Raw genomic sequence first — 17,509 nt, forward strand, 5'->3', positions numbered from 1 at the left:
CGTTCATGGCGGTGCGCAGCAACATTGTCGGCATCGATAGCCCGGAGGCGCTGGAGAAGGCGCTGCGCGCGGCCTATTACCTCGCCGACGAGGGCCTTGCGACATCAGCCTATCTCGGCCTCGCGCTCGGCAAACCGCTCCTGCTCGAGGGCGCACCGGGTGTCGGCAAGACCGAAGCCGCCAAGGCCATCGCCGCCGTGCTCGGCCGCCGCCTGATCCGCCTGCAATGCTACGAGGGCATCGACGCCTCCGCGGCGCTCTATGAGTGGAATTATCCACGCCAGATGCTCGCGATCCGCCAGGCCGGCGACGAGAGCATCGATATCTACGGCGAGACGTTCCTGATCGAGCGTCCCATGTTGGCGGTGCTGCGCGCGCCTGACTCCACCGTGCTGCTGATCGACGAAATCGACCGCGCCGACCAGGAGTTCGAGGCGTTCCTGCTCGAATTCCTGTCGGACTTCCAGATCTCGATCCCCGAGCGTGGCACCGTGCGCGCCACCGAGCGACCCGTCGTCGTGCTGACGTCGAACCGGACGCGCGACCTGCACGAAGCGCTCCGTCGTCGCTGCGTCTATCACTGGATCGACTATCCGACCGAAGAGCGCGAGGCGCGCATTATCATGCTGCGGGCCTCCAGCGTGGCCGAAGCCACCGCCCGCGCTGTTGTCGCTGCTGTCGGCAGGCTCCGGCGCGAGCCGCTCAGCAAGGCGCCCGGCATCGCCGAAGCCGTCGACTGGGCAGAAGCCGCGACGCTCCTGAACAAAGGCGGCGCGCGCTGGCCTGACGCCTTCAAGCGCTCGATCGGCGTCGCGCTGAAGGACGAGGAGGATCTGCATTTCATCTCGCCCCGGCTCGACGCGATGCTCGCGGAGGTGACCGCATGAGCACCGAATCACAGTTGCCGCGCGCCGTCCGGGTCTTCATCTCCTTTGCTGCCTTGCTGCGCGCCAACAACTTTGCGGTCGCGCCGGAGCAGACGACCGCATTCCTCAGCGCGATCGAGTTGCTCGGGCCGCGGGACCTCGGAGATATCAGGCAGGCGGCACTGGCCACCCTCGCTCCGCCGCCCGAGCGCCGCGCGACCTTCGACCGGTTGTTCGATCTCCACTTCCGCGGCAATGAGGCGATCGAGCACACCGATGACGGCGAGGACGACGAGACTGTCCGGCTGCAGGAGGAAGGCCGCGGCGACAATGAGCCGCTGCTGTCCGACGACGCCAACGAATCCGGACTGACCGCGACCCGCACCGAGGCGCTGGTCGAGCGTCGCTTTACCCAGCTCTCCACCACCGATGCGTTCCGCCGGCTGGCACGCGAAGCGCCACGACGCCTGCCGCGCCGACGCGGCCACCGCCGCATGCGCGCCCGGCGCGGACCATTTGCCGACCTTCGCCGCACCTTGCGCGACTCCGTTCGAAGCGACGGCGAGATCCTTCGGCTTGGGCATATGAAGCGGCGCCAGCGCCCGCGAAAATTCCTGCTGCTGATCGACGTCTCCGGCTCGATGAAGAGCCGCACCGAGGAGAACATGAAGCTGGCGCATGCGCTGGTGCAGGCCGCGCCCAGTGTCGAGGTCTTCACCTTCGGCACGCGGCTCACCCGCGTCACGCGCGCGCTCCGGCTGAAGCGCCGCGAGCAGGCTCTGAGCGCGGCTGCACATCTCGTCAGCGACTGGGACGGCGGCACCCGCATTGGCGATGCGCTGCAGGCCTTCCTGGCGGTGCCGCGCTTTGGCGGTTATGCGCGGGGAGCAGCCGTCGTCATCGTCTCGGATGGGCTGGAGCGCGGCGCGCCCGATGCATTGCGTGACGCCGTGGCCCAACTGTCGCGGCGGGCCTGGCGCGTCAGTTGGCTGACACCGCTTGCGACCGCCCCGGGTTTCCGTCCACAGACCGAGGCGCTCGTCGCCATCGAGCACTTCGTCGATGATCTCGTTGACGGCGGTTCGAGTGCGTCGATCGTCGCTCATCTGCTGGCGTTGGGACGAAGGAGAGTTGCGTGACCGGGATTGTCGACGGCCATCATCATATCTGGCGGCAGGCCGACCTGCCCTGGCTGGTCGGCCCGATGCAGCCGCGCATCTTCGGCCCCTACGAGGCCATCCGGCGGGATTATCCGCTTCCCGAATATCTCGACGACCTCAAAGGCAACGACGTTACCCGCTCGGTCTACGTCCAGACCAACTGGGCCAATGACCGTTTCGAGGAGGAGGCCGCCTGGGTGCAGCAGACCGCCGATGAACACGGCTGGCCACACGCGATCGTCGCCTACGCCAATTTTGCCGTGGACGATGTGCGCCCGCAACTCGACCGCCTGAAGCGCTATCCACTTGTCCGCGGCTTGCGCATGCAGCTGCATTGGCACGAGAACCCGCTCTATCGTTTCGCGGCCAAGCCTGATCTCTGCATCGATCCCATGGTCCGCCGCAATGTCGCGCGCCTCGCCGATTACGGCTGGACGTTCGATTTGCAGGTCTTCACGCCGCAGATGCCGGATGCGGCCCAGCTAGCTGAGTCCTGCCCGGAGGTGACCTTCGTGCTCCAGCATGCCGGCATGCTCGAAGATCTCTCCCCTGCGGGACGCGCCGCCTGGCGCGCCGGAATGGCCCGCCTTGCAGCGTGCCCGAACGTCGTCTCGAAGCTCTCCGGGCTCGGCACCTTCATCCACCGCAATGACCCCGCGCATATTGCCGCCGTGGTCACGGATACGGTCGCGATCTTCGGCGCCGAGCGCTGCCTGTTCGGCTCCAATTTCCCGATCGAGAAAATATGGACCAGTTATCGCGAGCTCGTTGGCGCATTTCGTACTGCCGCTGCTCCGCTGAGCGCCGAGCAAACGGATGCGATCTTCCGAGGCACCGCGACGCGCGTCTATCGGCTTTGACGGACAAAAGAGAAAAGGGAGGAAACCGAATGGCGCTGGAGATCAAGATCCTGGACTACGGCGATATCGAGCTGGAATCGAGCTTTCTGGTGCTCGGCCGCGATTGCGGCCGCACCCGCCGCGTCCTCACGCTCGGCTTCCTGATCCTCGGCGGCAAATATCCTGTCGTGGTCGACACCGGCTATCGCTCCAACCAGATCATGGAGACGCTGGGCATGCGCGGCCTGCAGTACCATGAGAACATGATCGAGAACCAGCTTGCCCGCCACGGCGTGCGCATGGGCGACGTCCGCTTCGTCTGCCACACCCATCTGCACATCGATCACGCCGGCAAGGACGACCTGTTCCCGATGAACACGACCGTCGTTCTGAACCGCAAGGAGCTGGAATACTCCGTCTCCGGCCTGATGCATCCGCAATATCCGGCGCCGGACATCAAGCACTTGATCGACCGCCTGCACACCAAGAGCGCGCTGCGGTTCCTCGACCTCGAAATCACCGGCCCGATCGAGCTGATGCCCGGGGTCTATTGCGATGCGGCCAATGCCCACACCGAAGGCTCGATGAATATCATCGTCGAGACCGCCGATGGCATCGCCACCATCTGCGGCGACGTCATCTACGATTTCAACGACCAGATCGTAACGCCCTTCAACGAGATCCATGATTGGGAGCCACGCACCACCGGTAATCACGGCACCAGCAAGCGCGCGGAGAAGGCCGCGATCAAGAAGCTGCTCAGCAATTCGCGCTACCTGCTGCCGGTGCACGACCGCCCCGCCAAGATCGAAGGCGGCCATGTCGTGGGCCGGCTGCACGATCAAGTCCCAGGTCCCATCGTACAATCTCTGCCCGCGCGGAACTGGTTCCCTGCCTGACAATGATGTGAGGGCCGACCGATGACCCATGTCACCTTGCGCTCCGAATTCGAGACCTTGATCGACCCCTACGCGCCAGTCGCGCAGGTCGGCACGGGCTTTGACTTCACCGAAGGACCGATCTGGCATCCGGCCGATCACTATCTGCTGTTCTCGGACATGCCGGGCGACGTGCGCCGGCGCTGGGATGCGCGGCGCGGCGTCACTGAAGTCAAGCGCCCGTCGAACAAATGCAACGGCATGACTTACGATGCCGAGCTCAATCTGATCGTCTGCGAGCACGCGACCTCGTCGCTGATCCGCGAGCGACCGGACGGCCGGCGCGAGGTGCTGGCCTCGCATTTCGGGGGACAGGAGCTCAACAGCCCCAACGACGTCTGCGTGCACTCGTCGGGTGCGATCTACTTCTCCGATCCCTGGTACGGCCGCATGCCGGTCTATGGCGTCGAGCGGCCGCGGCAGCTCGGCTTCCAGGGCGTCTACCGTGTCGTGCCCGGCAGCGAGCCGAAGCTGGTGGTCGACAGGACTCTGTTCGACCAGCCGAACGGACTTTGCTTCTCGCCGGACGAAAAACTGCTCTATGTCAACGACACAGTGCAGGCACTGATCCGCGTCTTCGACGTCAATGCCGATGGCACGCTGTCGAATGCACGCGTGTTCGCGAGCGGCATCCGCTCCGAGCTCGAGCCGGGCGTGCCCGACGGCATGAAGTGCGACCAGCATGGCAATGTCTGGGTCACAGCGCCCGGCGGCGTCTGGGTGTATTCCCCTCGCGGCGAGTTGCTCGGAAAGGTTCGCGTGCCCGAGCTGGTCGCCAACCTCGCCTGGGGCGGACCGGATTTCCGCACGCTCTATCTGACCTCCACGCATTCGGTCTATGCCATCCCGACCAGGACCGGACCGCGCCACGAGCCCTATATGAGCGGCAGGCGCAGCGGCGGCGGGTCCACGAGCACAAGTCCCACTGCTGCTGCAGCCCCGATCCTCGCCGACGGTGAGATGCGGCTCGACCCAAACCGCTGCGCGATGGTCATTCAGGATCTCCAGAATGACGTCATCATGGACGGCGGCGCGTTTGCCGAGTCAGGCGCGCCCGGGCACGCGAAGCAGCAGCACGTCGTCGAAAACGTTCGCCGCCTCGCGGAGGCCGCACGAGCGCGTGGCGTGACCATCATCCATGTCTGGTTCGTGGTCGAGCCCGGCGCGCCCGGCGTGACTTTGAACGCACCGCTGTTCGAGGGTCTCGTTGACAGCAAGGCGATGGTGCGCGGCAGCTGGGGCGCGGCGCCGGTCTCCGGCCTCGAACCACGCCCCGGCGATTTCATCGTCGAGAAGATGCGGATGAGCGCCTGGGAAGGCACGCGGCTGGAGACCATTCTCAAGGCGACCGGCCGCGACATGATCATCAACACAGGCGCCTGGACCAACATGTCGGTCGAGCACACCGCCCGGACCGGCGCCGACAAGGGCTATTACATGATCGTACCGGAGGACTGCTGCTCGACGATGAACGCCGACTGGCACTCCGCCTCCATCAACTTCGCCATGCAGAACGTCGCTGTGGTCACGCGCGCGGACGCCGTGATCAGAGCGCTGGGATGAGCGGTGGCTAAGCTCCTGCACCTCTCCTGCTCTCCGCGCGCCGATTCGGAATCGAGCGCGGGTGCGCGCATCTTCCTCGACGGCTTTCGAAAGGCGCGACCGGATTGGGACATCGACGTCGTCGATGTCTGGCGCGATCGGATGCCGGAATTTACCGGCCCCATCGTCGAGGCCAAATATGCGCGCATGAAGGCCCAGGCCTTCAACGACGCGCAGCGGGAGAGTTTTGCCGAGGCGGAACGTATGGCGCTGCGTTTCTCGCTGGCCGACCGCGTGTTGATCTCGACGCCGATGTGGAATTTCGGCATCCCCTACAAGCTGAAGCAGTGGTTCGACATCATCATCCAGCCCGGATTGACGTTCCGATTCGAGCCTGCGCAGGGATATCTCCCGCTGCTGAAGGACCGGCCCACCATCGTGATCCTCGCCTCCGGCAGCGATTTTGCCACCGGCATGAACCGCGGCCGCATCGACATGGCAACGCCCTATTTGCGCGAGGCGCTCCGCTTCATCGGAATCAGTGACATCAGCTTCGTGCCGATCGGTCCAACGGCAGGCCCTGCAGAGCCGATACGCGCCGCCCGTGAGAGCGCATATCGACGACTCCAGCAGATGGCTGCGAGGTTTTGAGCTGCGCTCTGCCGCTTACAGCGATTTGAGCCCGATCGATTTGATCACAGGACCAAGGCTTGCCGTTGTGGCATCGACAATTCGTTGAAACTGGTCCGGGCTCGAATCGCCGTCCGGCTCCATGCCTTGAGAGCGATAGGCCGCCTGGAGCGCAGGGTCGGACATCGCCGTCCGTGTCGCCTGCGCAATCCGGTCGATGATCGCATCATCTGTCATCTTGGGTGCAAATAGGCCGAACCATCCTTCGTAATTGAGATCCGGCATGCCCGATTCGATGGCGGTCGGGATCTCCGGTGCACCGCTCAAACGCCGCTTGGTCGTGACCGCAAGCAGCCTGATCTTGCCGGCCTGGCTCAGTTGCTGCAATTGAACCGACATGACGGCGACGACGAGAGAGATTTGGCCGCCGACGACATCGTTGGTTGCCTGAGAGCTCCCTCGATAGGGAACGTGGACCATGTCGAGTCCGCCCGCCTGCTGCTTGAACAGTTCGCCAACGAGATGATTGCCGGTACCGATACCTGGCGTCCCATAGGACAGCTTGCCGGGGTTTGACCTTGCGTACGCAATCAGGTCTTGCAGATTGGCGACCGGCAACGAGGGGCTGACGGCGAAGACCAGCGCACTGTTGATCAGGCGATAGATCGCCCGGAAATCGCCAACCGCATAAGCCGGATTTGGCGTCGTCAGTGGGACAATGACCTGCGTGCTGCCATTTCCGAGCAGCAGCGAATAGCCGTCGGGCTTTTCGCGTGCGACCACTGCCGTACCGATCGCGCCGCCTGCTCCGCTGATATTTTCGACAAAGCTCGGACCGAGTTGCGATGACATTCGCTCGACCCAGGGACGTCCGATCTGGTCGCCTGGGCCGCCGGCCGCATAGGGGATCACCAGTCGGATCGCCCGGGAGGGATAGTCGGCAGAGCTGCCACTGCGTGGAATTCCGGCGAGCGCAGCGGCAAACGTGGCCACATTGACGAATTCTCGCCGCGAGAGGGAAGGCATGTCCTGTTCCGAACGTCGTAAGCTTGGGTCAAAGGCGGGACCGGCTCCCAAGACTCCATACGCAGCAGTATGAGGCGATCGTCAATGGCGGGGCCGCCGATGAGTGGCATGCCCATTGCGCGGGACTGAAAGTGGCCCGCACGGCCTGATCGACTTGACCATAACCTATTCAGTTGAAAGATATATTTTCGCTGCACGCGGCCAGCCCAGCGGCTGCGCTTGATGGTCGCAGCCTCCTTTGGTCCTTTCGTCCAGTTTACTGTACGGTTCGTTCTGGTAGACAAAAGCAACCAATTTTGACTCCCCCCGAGGGGGCAATGGCGCGTGCCAGACAGCAACAAACAAGACTCGGCCATTTCCTTTGGGCCATTTCGCCTGTTTCCGAAGTCCCGCCTCCTGGAGAAGGACGGCGCGCATCTTCATGTCGGAGGCCGCGCTCTCGATATCCTAATCTTCTTGGCTGAGCGGCCCGGCGAAGTCGTCGACAAGCGCGAGCTGGTCAAGCGCGTCTGGGCCGACGTGAATGTGGATGATGGCAGCCTCCGCTTCCACATCGCGGCCCTGCGGAAGGCACTCGGTGACACCGGCAAGTCAGCGCGCTATGTCGTCAACGTTCCCGGGCGCGGCTATTGCTTCGTTGCATCTCTCGCCCAGGTTGCTCCTGGACTTCCCGCTCCTCCGGCTGACATCCCTGTGCCCCTCTCCCTTCCCGCTCCGCTGGCGCGGGTGATCGGGCGGGACGACGTCATCGAGAAGATTTCGACCGGGCTCGCGATGCATCGTTTCGTCACGGTGGTCGGCCCCGGCGGCATCGGGAAGACGGCAGTGGCCGTAACCGTGGGCCATCGCCGGCTCGCTCATTTCGACGGGCACGTCTTCTTCGTCGACTTTGGGCCGGTGAGGAAGCCTGATCTCGCCGCGATGACCATCGCATCGACGCTCGGGCTGTCCATCAACGCGGAAGATCCGGTCCCTGCCTTGCTGACCCATCTCCAGGCGAAACCGACGCTGCTGATTTTCGACAGTTGCGAGCACGTGCTCGAGACCCTTGCGCCGCTCGTCGAACGCCTGGTCCGGGAGGTACCGCGACTGCATGTGCTGGCAACCAGCCGCGAATCCTTTCGAAGCGAAGGCGAGCGCATCTTTCGACTGTTTCCGCTGGATTGTCCGCCCCGTCGCGATGACCTCACCGCGGCCGATGTTCTCGCCTACCCCGCCGCCCAGCTCTTCGTCGAGCGTATTGCGCAGAGCTCCGGGTCGTTTCAGCTCAGCGCGGAAGAAGCACCGCTCGTGGCGGACATATGTCGCCGCCTCGACGGCATCGCGCTTGCGATCGAGCTCGCCGCAGGACGCGTCAACGCCTACGGCATCGCCGGCACGGCCTCCCTCCTCGACAGCCGTTTCTCGCTGCAATGGCGCGGACGACGCACTGCCATCCCCAGGCACCAGACGCTCGGCGCCGCGCTCGACTGGAGCTACGATCTCCTCTCCGCCTCGGAGAGCGCCATCTTGCGGAGATTGTCCGTCTTCGTCGGCCCTTTCACGCCGGAGGCTGCTGCCGCCGTCGCCTCGGGTGATGGCCTCAGTGCCGCTGCGACCATGGAAGCGATCGACAATCTCGTCACGAAGTCGCTGATCGCACCGTCAGGCGCACGACCGCTGCGTTATCGCCTGCTGGACACCACCCGCACCTACGCGCTCGGCAAACTGACCGAGGCAGGCGAAACGACGCGAATCGCACAGCGCCACGCAGACTATTTTCGCAACCTGTTTGAGCGCGCCGAGGCCGAGACCTCCGCTCCACTGGCGGATTGGCTCGGCACCTACGGCGCGGAGCTGGACAATCTGCGCGCCGCATTGGACTGGGCGTTCTCGCAGGATGGCGACGAACAGCTCGGAATCACCCTGACGGCGGTGGCGGTCACGCTCTGGATCCGGCTATCGTTGTTCGCCGAATGCCGCGAACGCGCCAGGACGGCGCTTGCCGCACTGGGAGACGATGGCAACGAGCGCGTGCGCATGCAGCTCCTGGCAGCACTCGGCTGGTCGCTGATGTATGGCGAAGGACGAGCTCGCGAGGCCCGCCCGATCCTCGAGGCGACGCTTGAACTGGCCGAGAAGCTGGACGACAAGGATTTCCGGTTGCGGGCTCTCTGGGGCTTGTCCATCGATCAGTTCAACAACGGAGCGTTTGGCAAGGCGCGCACACTTGCGGACCGTTTCGCCGAAGCCGCGGCGAAGTCATCCGACAAGACCGACCTCATGCTGGCGGACCGGCTCACGGCCGTCGTTCTACATTACCTCGGAGACCAACGCGAGGCACGGGTCCGTATCGACCGGGTCCATGCCTCGCTGCATGTGCTGGCCGAGAAGCCGAAGATCTTCCCGCTCGATCTGCGGATATCGACGCAGTACTTCCGCGCCCGCATCCTGTGGCTGCAGGGTCATGCGGATCAGGCCCTGGCACTTGCCGAACAGAACATTCATGAGGGCCGAGCCAACGGCCATGCGCTGACCTTCTGCAGCGTTCTAGGGCAAGCCGCCTGCCCCATTACCTTCCTGGCCGGCGACTACGGGGCAGCCGAGCGCCACGGGACCGAGTTGCTCGAGCACACCGATCGCCACGCGATACGGCTCTGGGGCCTGTGGGCGCGCGCTTTCAACGCGCTGGTTATCACCAGACGCGCGGGGATCGAGACGGGTTTGCCGCTGCTGCGCGACGAGCTTAATCGCGCTGGCGATGCGCGCTTTCTGCCGCGCTTTCTTCCCCTCCTTGGCGAGCTCGCGGCCTGTTTCGGACAGGCCAACCAGGTCCATCACGGCTTCGACACCGTCGAGAGCGCGTTGGCGCGTTGTAACGACAGGCAGGAACGCTGGTATCTGCCGGAGCTGCTCCGCATCAAGGGCGAGCTGATGCTGAGGGAATCACCGCAATCGGAAGCCGCCGATACCTGCTTTCGCGAAGCCATGGAGCTGGCAACGCAACAGGGCGCGGACTTCTGGCAGTTGCGCTGCGCGATCAGCGTCGCGCGGCTCAAGGTCAGGCAAGGTCAGGGCGCCGAGGCACTCACTATCCTGGAGAATGCGTACAGCGCGCTGACCGAAGGATCCGATATCGCCGACATGCGGATCGCGCGCGATCTGATCGCGCAACTACGGTCGTAACTCCGGGAGCTTTCGGCGAGCTTTAGCCTCCCACAGCGGACGCCCGCCGCGGCAGCTTCCAGTTTGGCCGAATGAAATGACACGTGTAGCCGTCAGGGTAACGTTCGAGGTAGTCCTGATGCTCCGGCTCGGCCTCCCAGAATTCGCCGGCGGGAGCAAGCTCCGTCACCACTCTGCCAGGCCACAGACCTGAGGCTTCGACATCCGCAATAGTGTCTTCAGCTGTACGCTTCTGCTCGTCTGACGTGTAAAAAATCGCAGAGCGATAACTCGTTCCCAGATCATTGCCCTGACGATTGAGGGTCGTCGGATCGTGAATCTGGAAGAAGAACTCCAGCATGGTGCGAAAGCTGGTCTTCGCCGGGTCAAAGATGATCTCGATCGCTTCGGCATGACCCTCGTGATTGCGATATGTGGCATTCTTCACCCGACCGCCGGTGTAGCCGACGCGCGTCGAGATCACACCTGGCTGCTTGCGGATGAGATCCTGCATGCCCCAGAAGCAGCCACCAGCCAAAACCGCGCGCTCTGTCGTCATCTGTCAACTCCTGTCGTGCCAACGATCTTCATCAGGTCCCAACCTTTGGCGAAGGACCGGATGACCAACTTATTCGAACGGGGCCGACTAGACCAGCTTGGCGTCGAGGCTGATTTCGGCGTTGAGAACCTTGGACACCGGGCAGTTCTTCTCGGCCTCGCCGGCGATACGGGCGAAGCCGGCGTCGTCGAGATTGGGCACCCTGGCACGCAAGGTCAGCGCGGACTTGCTGATCTTGAATCCCTTGCCTTCCGGTTCGAGCGAGACCGCGGCCTCGGTCGACAGCTCGGTCGGGGTGAATCCGGCAAGCTGGAGGCCGAATGCCAGCGCCATGGTGAAACAGCCGGCATGTGCGGCCGCGATCAATTCCTCGGGATTAGTGCCCTTCTCGTTCTCGAAACGGGTCTTGAACGAATAAGGCGTCTCGGCGAGCACACCGGATTCGCTCGACAGATGGCCCGTGCCATCGCGCCCGGTTCCCTGCCATACTGCTTTTGCCTTGCGGATCATCTCACGTCTCCTTGCTGGCTGAGGATCGGCCAGCGGAGTTCCGCAATAAATGCGACCCCGCTGGCGTAGCCTTTACGATTAAAGATTTCGCTGCTGAAGTGTCTTTTGAAGGGCGGAACGCACGTATCCCACTTGCCTCAAATCGACTGGCGCAATGGGCGGAACGCTGTGCGCATTTCCGCGCAGAACAGCGCGGGCTGCTCCCAGGCCGCGAAGTGCCCGCCCTCGTCGAGGCGGTTGTAGTGAATCAGCTTTGGATAGGCCTTTTCGGCCCAGCTGCGCGGCGCGGCATAGATCTCGTCCGGGAAGACGCTGACGGCGACCGGGATTTTCACGTGCTTGGGCTCGAAGAACGCCAGCTTGTTCTCCCAGTACAGACGAGCCGAAGAGACGGCCGTGTTGGTGAGCCAGTAGAGGGTGATGTTATCGATGACGTCATCCCGCGACAGACCCTCGGTCTTACCGTCGAAGACGCGCGCAATCATCGCGGCGCTGCGCGCGTCGTGGTCGAGCATCCAGGACGCCAGACCTGCCGGCGAGTCCACGAGACCATAGAGCGTCTGCGGCCGGTTCGACATTTCGATCGCATAGCCGAGGCCATGCTTGTAGAAATCGTCGAGCTGATCGTAGGCATGATCTTCGTCTGCAGACAGGCCGGATGGCTTAGAGCCGCCGGGCTGGAGCGCCTTGGCGATGTCGTCGGGGACAGTCGCGGGCATGTTGGTATGAATGCCAAGCAGTTCCGGCGGTGCCAGCAGCGCCATCTGCTCGGTGATCGCGTTGCCCCAATCGCCGCCCTGGGCGACGTAACGGTTGTAACCTAGCCGCTTCATGAGCACGACCCACGCCCGTGCAACACGCTGCGGATCCCAGCCAAGCGCCGTGGGTTTGCCGGAGAAGCCGTAGCCCGGGAGCGACGGGATCACGAGGTCAAACGCCTCAGCTGCTGTTGCGCCGTGCGCGGTGGGATCGGTCAGCGGACCGACGATCTTCATCTGCTCGATGATCGAACCGGGCCAGCCATGCGTGACGATCATCGGTAGCGCATTGTCATGCCTGGAACGCACGTGCATGAAATGAATGTCGACGCCGTCGATCTTGGTGACGAATTGCGGCAGCGCATTCAGTCGCGCCTCCAACTTGCGCCAATCGTAGTCAGCCTGCCAGTAGCGAACGAGCTGCTGGATCGTCGTGAGCTGCACGCCCTGCGACTGATCGGCGACGATCTCGCGATCCGGCCACCGTGTTGCCGTTAACCGACGGCGCAAGTCGAGCAAATCTTCCTCGGGCACACTGATGTGGAACGGACGGATCACATCGCTGGCGGCAGCGTTTGCCTGTTGCGGAGGCAACAGACTTACCACACCGGCGGCGACGGCGCCCATCGCAGCGTGGTTCAGCAATTGGCGGCGGTCGGGATTCAACATGTCGGCTCGTGCTTGCGTCGTCATTTCGATCTCCTCTCCTTTGATTGGTGACGTTTGACTGGATTCGACATCGACAGGTCGGTTCGTCGCGCAAGGAGAATGGCTCAGGCAGCTGCGATTGGCTCGGTATGGATTGTTAGGCTGCGTTAGTCGTTGAGAGCGCCAATGATGAGCAGATACTGATCAAGCTGATCCGAGCGGCATCGCGATGGTCACGCGTGTGCCGCCCTGCCCGGCTTCGCCGTGCATCCGGGCACCGATGCTGCGCGCCAAGCCTTCCAGTATCCTGCTGCCGGCGCCCTGAAGCGGACCGACTGCGCCGACACCATTGTCAGACACCGTACAGAGCCAGCTGCCCTCGTGATTCACAACCTCGATGCGGATCAGCGCGCCGTTCTTGTTCGGAAAGGCATGTTTTGCCGCATTCGTGACCAGTTCGGTCAGCATCAGCGCGAGCCGGTGGCACTGCCAAGCCGGCAGCGTGCCGCTTTCGATCGAAGCCTCGCAACGGATGCCGGCCGGTTCCAGCATCGCTTCGAAAAGCGCACCACACAGCTTTTCGAAGAAGGCCTCCATGGGGATCTCCGTGAGGTCGTCATTGTCGGATAGGAGCTGATACAGCCTGCCGAAAGCGACGATCCGCCGCTCCAGCCGGTCCACCGCACCCGACATGTCCCTCCCTCTGGCGCGCATGAAGTCGCGGCGGACTGACGCACCCAGCAGCGTCAGCGTGTTCTTCATGCGGTGGTGAGACTCACGCAGCACGAGCTCCCAGTCACGCGAGAGATCGTCAAGACTGGCGACCAACTGCGATCGAGTGTCGCTGTCGGTCGGCCGAGAGCCGATATCGGGCATCAGTGCCTCCCCCGTTGGATCAGGCCTAACTCGAAGGCTATACTGATGCAGACCCGCGGCTGATGCTCGTTAGACGTTGCAAGATTCTGTTATGATCGATTGGCGGGCAATCTTCACCGGCGTGTTCCGCCGCGTCCGCGATGAAGCCCGTTGCCAAACTTTCACGCTTTCCACATAAGCTATTCGCGTTTAAACAAAATTCGCTGCGTTTCGGCCTTGCTCCGTCGATCCGATCGCATGCCTGTTGCTCGATTTCGCCGCTTTCGGCCGGTTTACTCGCGATCTCGATCTGATAGATCAAACAGAAGCACTTTCCTTTCGCTGGAATCATGGCGCGTGCCGGACACTAACGACCAGGACTCGGCCATTGCCTTCGGGGCCTTCCGGCTATTTCCCCGATCACGGCTTCTTGAGAAGGATGGTGTCCCGGTTCATCTCGGCGGCCGTGCACTCGACATCCTGATCTTTCTCGCCGAGCGCGCAGGCGAGGTCGTTGACAAGCGGGAGTTGGTCAAGCGGATCTGGGCCGACGTGAATGTCGATGAAGGCAGCCTGCGCTTCCACATCACGACCTTGCGCAAGGCTCTGGGCGATGCCGGCGAAGGCTCGCGCTACGTCGTCAATGTGCCTGGCCGCGGCTATTGCTTCACGGCGCCGCTGATCCGAGCTCCGATTGCGCGGAGCCGGCCGGGCACGACTGTCGCTTCGCCCAGCTCCCTGCCCGTCCCGCTCGCGAAGATGATTGGCCGGGACGATGCCGTGGAGAAGATCGCAGCGGAGCTGTCTCTTCATCGGTTCGTGACAATCGTCGGCCCCGGCGGCATCGGCAAGACCTCGGTTGCGCTCGCCGTAGCGCATGGCCAGCCTGCCGGCTACGTGGACCAGGCCTGCTTCGTCGATTTTGGCGCGTTGACGGACCCGCAGCTCGTTCCCGGCACGATTGCAGCAGCTCTTGGCCTGACGGTCAATTCGGGGGACCCGATCCCCGGTCTACTGCAATCACTGCGCGGCCGCCGGACGCTGCTTGTCCTCGACAGTTGCGAGCATATCATCGACGCGCTTGCACCGCTGGCAGAGCGCATGGTGCGGGAAGCTCCCGAGCTGCAACTTCTTGCCACCAGCCGTGAATCCTTCCGCGCGGAAGGTGAGCGGGTGTACCGGCTGTTTCCCCTGGACTGTCCGCCACAACGCGACGGACTCAGCATGGCCGACGTCCTCGCCTATCCGGCAAGCCAGCTTTTCGTCGAGCGGATAGCCGAAAGCCTGAGCGAATTCGAACTCAGTGAAGAGGATGCACCTCTCGTCGCCGATATCTGCCGGCGCCTGGATGGCATTGCACTCGCGATCGAGCTTGCTGCCGGACGGGTTAATGCCTACGGGATCGCCGGCACCGCATCGCTGCTGGACAGCCGTTTCTCGCTGCTGTGGCGAGGACGCCGCACGGCCATCCCCAGGCACCAGACGCTGAGCGCGGCGCTGAGCTGGAGCTACGACCTCTTGCCCCAGGCCGAGAGTGCGACCTTGCGCGCTCTGTCGATTTTCGTAGGGCCGTTTACGCTGGAAGCAGCCCTCGCGGTCGCCGCAAGTCAGGGCATCGACGAGGCCGAGGCGGTCGAAGCCATCTCGAATCTGCTGTCGAAATCCCTGATCGCGACGTCGCCTGCCGAACGTCGGCTGCGATACCGTCTGCTCGACACGACCCGCGCGTTCATCGGAGACAAGCTCGCTGAGAGTGGCGAAGTGGCGCGTGTCGCGCGTGCCCATGCCGAATATTTCCGCGATTTCCTGCACGACATCTCCATGAAATCGACGGGCATGCAGAGCGCCGGCGGCTTCCTGCCCTATGCCGACCATCTGCCGAATGTGCGGGCCGCGCTGACGTGGAGCTTCTCGGAAGGTGGCGACCGTGCGGTCGCCGTGGACCTGGCGGCGTCGGCCGCGCAGTTTTTCCTCGAGCTGACTTTGCTGACGGAGTGCCATAGCTGGACCCAACAGGCGCTTGCCTCTGCCGATCGCATCGACGGTCGCAAGGAAATGGCGTTGCAGGCAGCTCTCGGCGTGTCCGTGATGTTCACCCAGGGGAATACGGAAGGAGTCCGGTCCGCATTCAGGCGAAGCCTGCAACTGGCTGAGCAACTCGACGATCTGCACTGGCAGCTCTGGTTGTTGCGCGGGCTGCACATCTACCTGACCCGGGTCGGAGATTATCACGGCGCGCTCGGCACCGGCGAACAGGGCCAGGCCGTCGCCAGGAAACTGAACGACCCGACCAGCACGCTGAACGTCGAGTGGATGCTTGGGGTGGCGCATCATCTGATCGGCAACCAGGACAAGGCCGTCCAGCTCTGCGAGAGCGCAATGGTGGACAATCCAGGCTCGCAGCGGCTGAATATCGGCCATCTCGGCTATGACGACCGCATTGTCGCGCTGGTCGCTCTGGCGCGCGGGCTCTGGCTCAGCGGCCGGCCCGATCGTGCCATCGAGGCGGCCAGATACACGGTGCGTCAGGCCGAACAACTCGAGCAACCGCTGACGCTTGGGATTTCCCTGATCTGGACCATCTACGTGTTTCTGTGGGTCGGCGACTGGGCCAGCGCCGAGAGCCTGATCGAGCGGCTGATCGACCATTCCGCACGGCACTTCCTCGGCCCCTACCACGCCGTCGGCATCGGCCAGAAGGGCGAACTGCTGCTCCGCCGTGGAGATGTCGCCGGCGGCATCGAGCATCTTCGCCGCAGCCAGGCGACCTTGTACGCCACGCGGCACCGGATCATGACGACGGTGTTTGCAACGGCACTCGCGGAGGGGCTGGCAGCCCGGAATGAAGCTGATGAAGCTTTGCGCACGATCGACGAGGCGATCGCCCAGATCGGCGACCACGGCGAATCCTTCGATATGCCGGAAATGCTTCGGGTCAAGGCGGACATCCTGGCGCAATCCGCCAGGGCAGCCGAGGCAGAGATGCTTCTCCAGCAATCGCTAGCCCAATCGCGCCGCCAAGGCGCGCGCGGCTGGGAGCTGCGGGGAGCCACAAGCCTCGCCCGCCTGTGGCAACGGGCCGGCCGACGAGGCGACGCGAAGGCCCTGCTTACGCCGCTCGTGGCGCAATATCAGGAAGGCCTGTCGAGCCGTGACCTGGTCAACGCCAAGGAGTTCCTGAGCGCTCTGAATTAGAAGTATCTTCAATGGGATACCGCCAGATCAGGCTCTTGCAACTCCTAACAACTTCTAACACGCCAAGCCGCCCGCGTCCCGCCATGGTGATCACAATTCTTGGTGGATGCAGCGAGACATGGCACTTCTTGACGATGCGATCGACGCCTGCGGGGGCCTCGCCCGCTGGAACAGCTTGAGCCGGTTCACTTTGCATCTATCCGTTGGCGGCAGCCTGTTTTCCGACGCTGGACATGCCCGCGAATTCAAGGATGTCACCGCCGAGGGATCGACGCGTACACAATCGGTCCGCTTCACCGGAATCACCGGCGGCGAACAATCCGGCGCGTTTCAGCCTGATGCGATCACGATCGAGAGCCTGGATGGCCAGGTGCTGCGAACCTGGCGCAACCCGAGCCTTGCTTTCCCCACCAACGGCACGCACGCGCTGGCGGATGAGTTGCACCTCGTCTGCTTCTGCGGCGCCCAGATCTGGAATTATCTTACGACCCCGTTTCTTCTTGCGCGCCCCGACGTCGTGGTCGAGGAGCTGCCCCCGTGGCAGGAGAACAACGAAATCTGGCGACGCCTTCGCGCGCAATTCCCGCCCAGCGTCATCAGCCTCGCGTCGGAGCAGATCTTTTATTTCGACGAGAGCGCCCTGCAGCGGCGGACCGATCATGATCTCCTGGGTGCGCGCGTCGCGCACTATTCCTGGGCCCACGAAACATTTGCCGGCATCGTCGTTCCAACACTTCGGCGCACTTTGGCGCTACAGCCGGACGGTACCGTCGTGGCCAAGCCCGTGCTCATCGACGTCGAAATCTTCGACGCTGTCTTCGAGTGACCGACAAGTCCGT

General features: G+C 63.5%; 14 protein-coding genes. 9 read left to right on the top strand and 5 right to left on the bottom strand.

The features are described from left to right. Positions 1 to 5 precede the first annotated feature (5 nt). Genes JQ621_RS06280 through JQ621_RS06305 form a run of 6 tightly spaced genes read left to right on the top strand, consistent with a single transcriptional unit; the run spans position 6 to position 5,996 of the window. The gene (locus JQ621_RS06280; protein ID WP_212233506.1) at positions 6 to 887 is read left to right on the top strand and encodes an AAA family ATPase; all 882 of its coding nucleotides are present in this window, start codon (positions 6 to 8) and stop codon (positions 885 to 887) included. After that, complete coding sequence (locus tag JQ621_RS06285; RefSeq protein ID WP_212233507.1) at positions 884 to 2,005, top strand: vWA domain-containing protein; 1,122 nt, start codon at positions 884 to 886, stop codon at positions 2,003 to 2,005. Before JQ621_RS06280 ends, JQ621_RS06285 begins: the two co-directional genes overlap by 4 nt. After that, complete coding sequence (locus JQ621_RS06290) at positions 2,002 to 2,886, top strand: amidohydrolase family protein (RefSeq protein WP_212233508.1); 885 nt, start codon at positions 2,002 to 2,004, stop codon at positions 2,884 to 2,886. Before JQ621_RS06285 ends, JQ621_RS06290 begins: the two co-directional genes overlap by 4 nt. 29 nt (positions 2,887 to 2,915) lie before the next feature. Continuing rightward, complete coding sequence (locus JQ621_RS06295) at positions 2,916 to 3,764, top strand: MBL fold metallo-hydrolase (protein WP_212233509.1); 849 nt, start codon at positions 2,916 to 2,918, stop codon at positions 3,762 to 3,764. A 21-nt stretch (positions 3,765 to 3,785) separates the two neighbouring features. Further along, a complete protein-coding gene (locus JQ621_RS06300) occupies positions 3,786 to 5,366 on the top strand; it encodes an isochorismatase family protein (RefSeq protein WP_212233510.1) in 1,581 nt (526 codons plus the stop codon). A 3-nt stretch (positions 5,367 to 5,369) separates the two neighbouring features. Continuing rightward, positions 5,370 to 5,996, top strand: coding sequence for an FMN-dependent NADH-azoreductase (locus JQ621_RS06305; RefSeq protein ID WP_212233511.1), 627 nt, complete (start codon positions 5,370 to 5,372; stop codon positions 5,994 to 5,996). 15 nt (positions 5,997 to 6,011) lie between these two features. Here the strand turns inward: JQ621_RS06305 and JQ621_RS06310 are convergent, their stop codons facing one another. Beyond that, a complete protein-coding gene (locus JQ621_RS06310; protein WP_212233512.1) occupies positions 6,012 to 7,001 on the bottom strand; it encodes a Bug family tripartite tricarboxylate transporter substrate binding protein in 990 nt (329 codons plus the stop codon). Between the two features lie 324 nt (positions 7,002 to 7,325). Here JQ621_RS06310 and JQ621_RS06315 point away from each other — a divergent pair, with 324 nt between their 5' ends. Continuing rightward, on the top strand, positions 7,326 to 10,166 hold the full coding sequence (locus tag JQ621_RS06315) for an ATP-binding protein (protein ID WP_212233513.1): 2,841 nt from the start codon (positions 7,326 to 7,328) through the stop codon (positions 10,164 to 10,166). 22 nt (positions 10,167 to 10,188) lie between these two features. Here the strand turns inward: JQ621_RS06315 and msrA are convergent, their stop codons facing one another. The 4 genes from msrA to JQ621_RS06335 form a co-directional block, all read right to left on the bottom strand. Continuing rightward, the gene (gene msrA / locus JQ621_RS06320) at positions 10,189 to 10,704 is read right to left on the bottom strand and encodes a peptide-methionine (S)-S-oxide reductase MsrA (protein ID WP_212233514.1); all 516 of its coding nucleotides are present in this window, start codon (positions 10,702 to 10,704) and stop codon (positions 10,189 to 10,191) included. Positions 10,705 to 10,791: 87 nt separating this feature from the next. Further along, a complete protein-coding gene (locus JQ621_RS06325; RefSeq protein WP_212233515.1) occupies positions 10,792 to 11,214 on the bottom strand; it encodes an OsmC family protein in 423 nt (140 codons plus the stop codon). Between the two features lie 137 nt (positions 11,215 to 11,351). Then, entirely contained in the window at positions 11,352 to 12,665 is a 1,314-nt protein-coding gene (locus JQ621_RS06330; protein WP_212233516.1) for an epoxide hydrolase family protein, read from the bottom strand. Between the two features lie 159 nt (positions 12,666 to 12,824). Further along, complete coding sequence (locus tag JQ621_RS06335) at positions 12,825 to 13,496, bottom strand: sensor histidine kinase (protein WP_212233517.1); 672 nt, start codon at positions 13,494 to 13,496, stop codon at positions 12,825 to 12,827. Positions 13,497 to 13,832: 336 nt separating this feature from the next. Between JQ621_RS06335 and JQ621_RS06340 the strand changes: the two genes are divergently transcribed. Both JQ621_RS06340 and JQ621_RS06345 read left to right on the top strand, forming a co-directional pair. Continuing rightward, on the top strand, positions 13,833 to 16,670 hold the full coding sequence (locus tag JQ621_RS06340) for an ATP-binding protein (RefSeq protein WP_212233518.1): 2,838 nt from the start codon (positions 13,833 to 13,835) through the stop codon (positions 16,668 to 16,670). Positions 16,671 to 16,788: 118 nt separating this feature from the next. Then, the gene (locus JQ621_RS06345) at positions 16,789 to 17,496 is read left to right on the top strand and encodes a hypothetical protein (protein ID WP_212233519.1); all 708 of its coding nucleotides are present in this window, start codon (positions 16,789 to 16,791) and stop codon (positions 17,494 to 17,496) included. Positions 17,497 to 17,509: the final 13 nt, after the last annotated feature.

It is taken from the genome of Bradyrhizobium manausense, from assembly GCF_018129685.1.
GTDB classification, from domain to species: Bacteria; Pseudomonadota; Alphaproteobacteria; order Rhizobiales; family Xanthobacteraceae; genus Bradyrhizobium; species Bradyrhizobium manausense_D.

What these genes read in the sequence shown, in the direction of transcription:
- JQ621_RS06280 (WP_212233506.1), top strand. Translation starts at nt 6, where the DNA reads ATGGCGGTGCGCAGCAACATTGTCGGCATCGATAGCCCGGAGGCGCTG.
- JQ621_RS06285 (WP_212233507.1), top strand. Translation starts at nt 884, where the DNA reads ATGAGCACCGAATCACAGTTGCCGCGCGCCGTCCGGGTCTTCATCTCC.
- JQ621_RS06295 (WP_212233509.1), top strand. Translation starts at nt 2,916, where the DNA reads ATGGCGCTGGAGATCAAGATCCTGGACTACGGCGATATCGAGCTGGAA.
- JQ621_RS06300 (WP_212233510.1), top strand. Translation starts at nt 3,786, where the DNA reads ATGACCCATGTCACCTTGCGCTCCGAATTCGAGACCTTGATCGACCCC.
- JQ621_RS06310 (WP_212233512.1), bottom strand. Translation starts at nt 7,001, where the DNA reads ATGCCTTCCCTCTCGCGGCGAGAATTCGTCAATGTGGCCACGTTTGCC.
- msrA (WP_212233514.1), bottom strand. Translation starts at nt 10,704, where the DNA reads ATGACGACAGAGCGCGCGGTTTTGGCTGGTGGCTGCTTCTGGGGCATG.
- JQ621_RS06325 (WP_212233515.1), bottom strand. Translation starts at nt 11,214, where the DNA reads ATGATCCGCAAGGCAAAAGCAGTATGGCAGGGAACCGGGCGCGATGGC.
- JQ621_RS06330 (WP_212233516.1), bottom strand. Translation starts at nt 12,665, where the DNA reads ATGACGACGCAAGCACGAGCCGACATGTTGAATCCCGACCGCCGCCAA.
- JQ621_RS06335 (WP_212233517.1), bottom strand. Translation starts at nt 13,496, where the DNA reads ATGCCCGATATCGGCTCTCGGCCGACCGACAGCGACACTCGATCGCAG.
- JQ621_RS06345 (WP_212233519.1), top strand. Translation starts at nt 16,789, where the DNA reads ATGGCACTTCTTGACGATGCGATCGACGCCTGCGGGGGCCTCGCCCGC.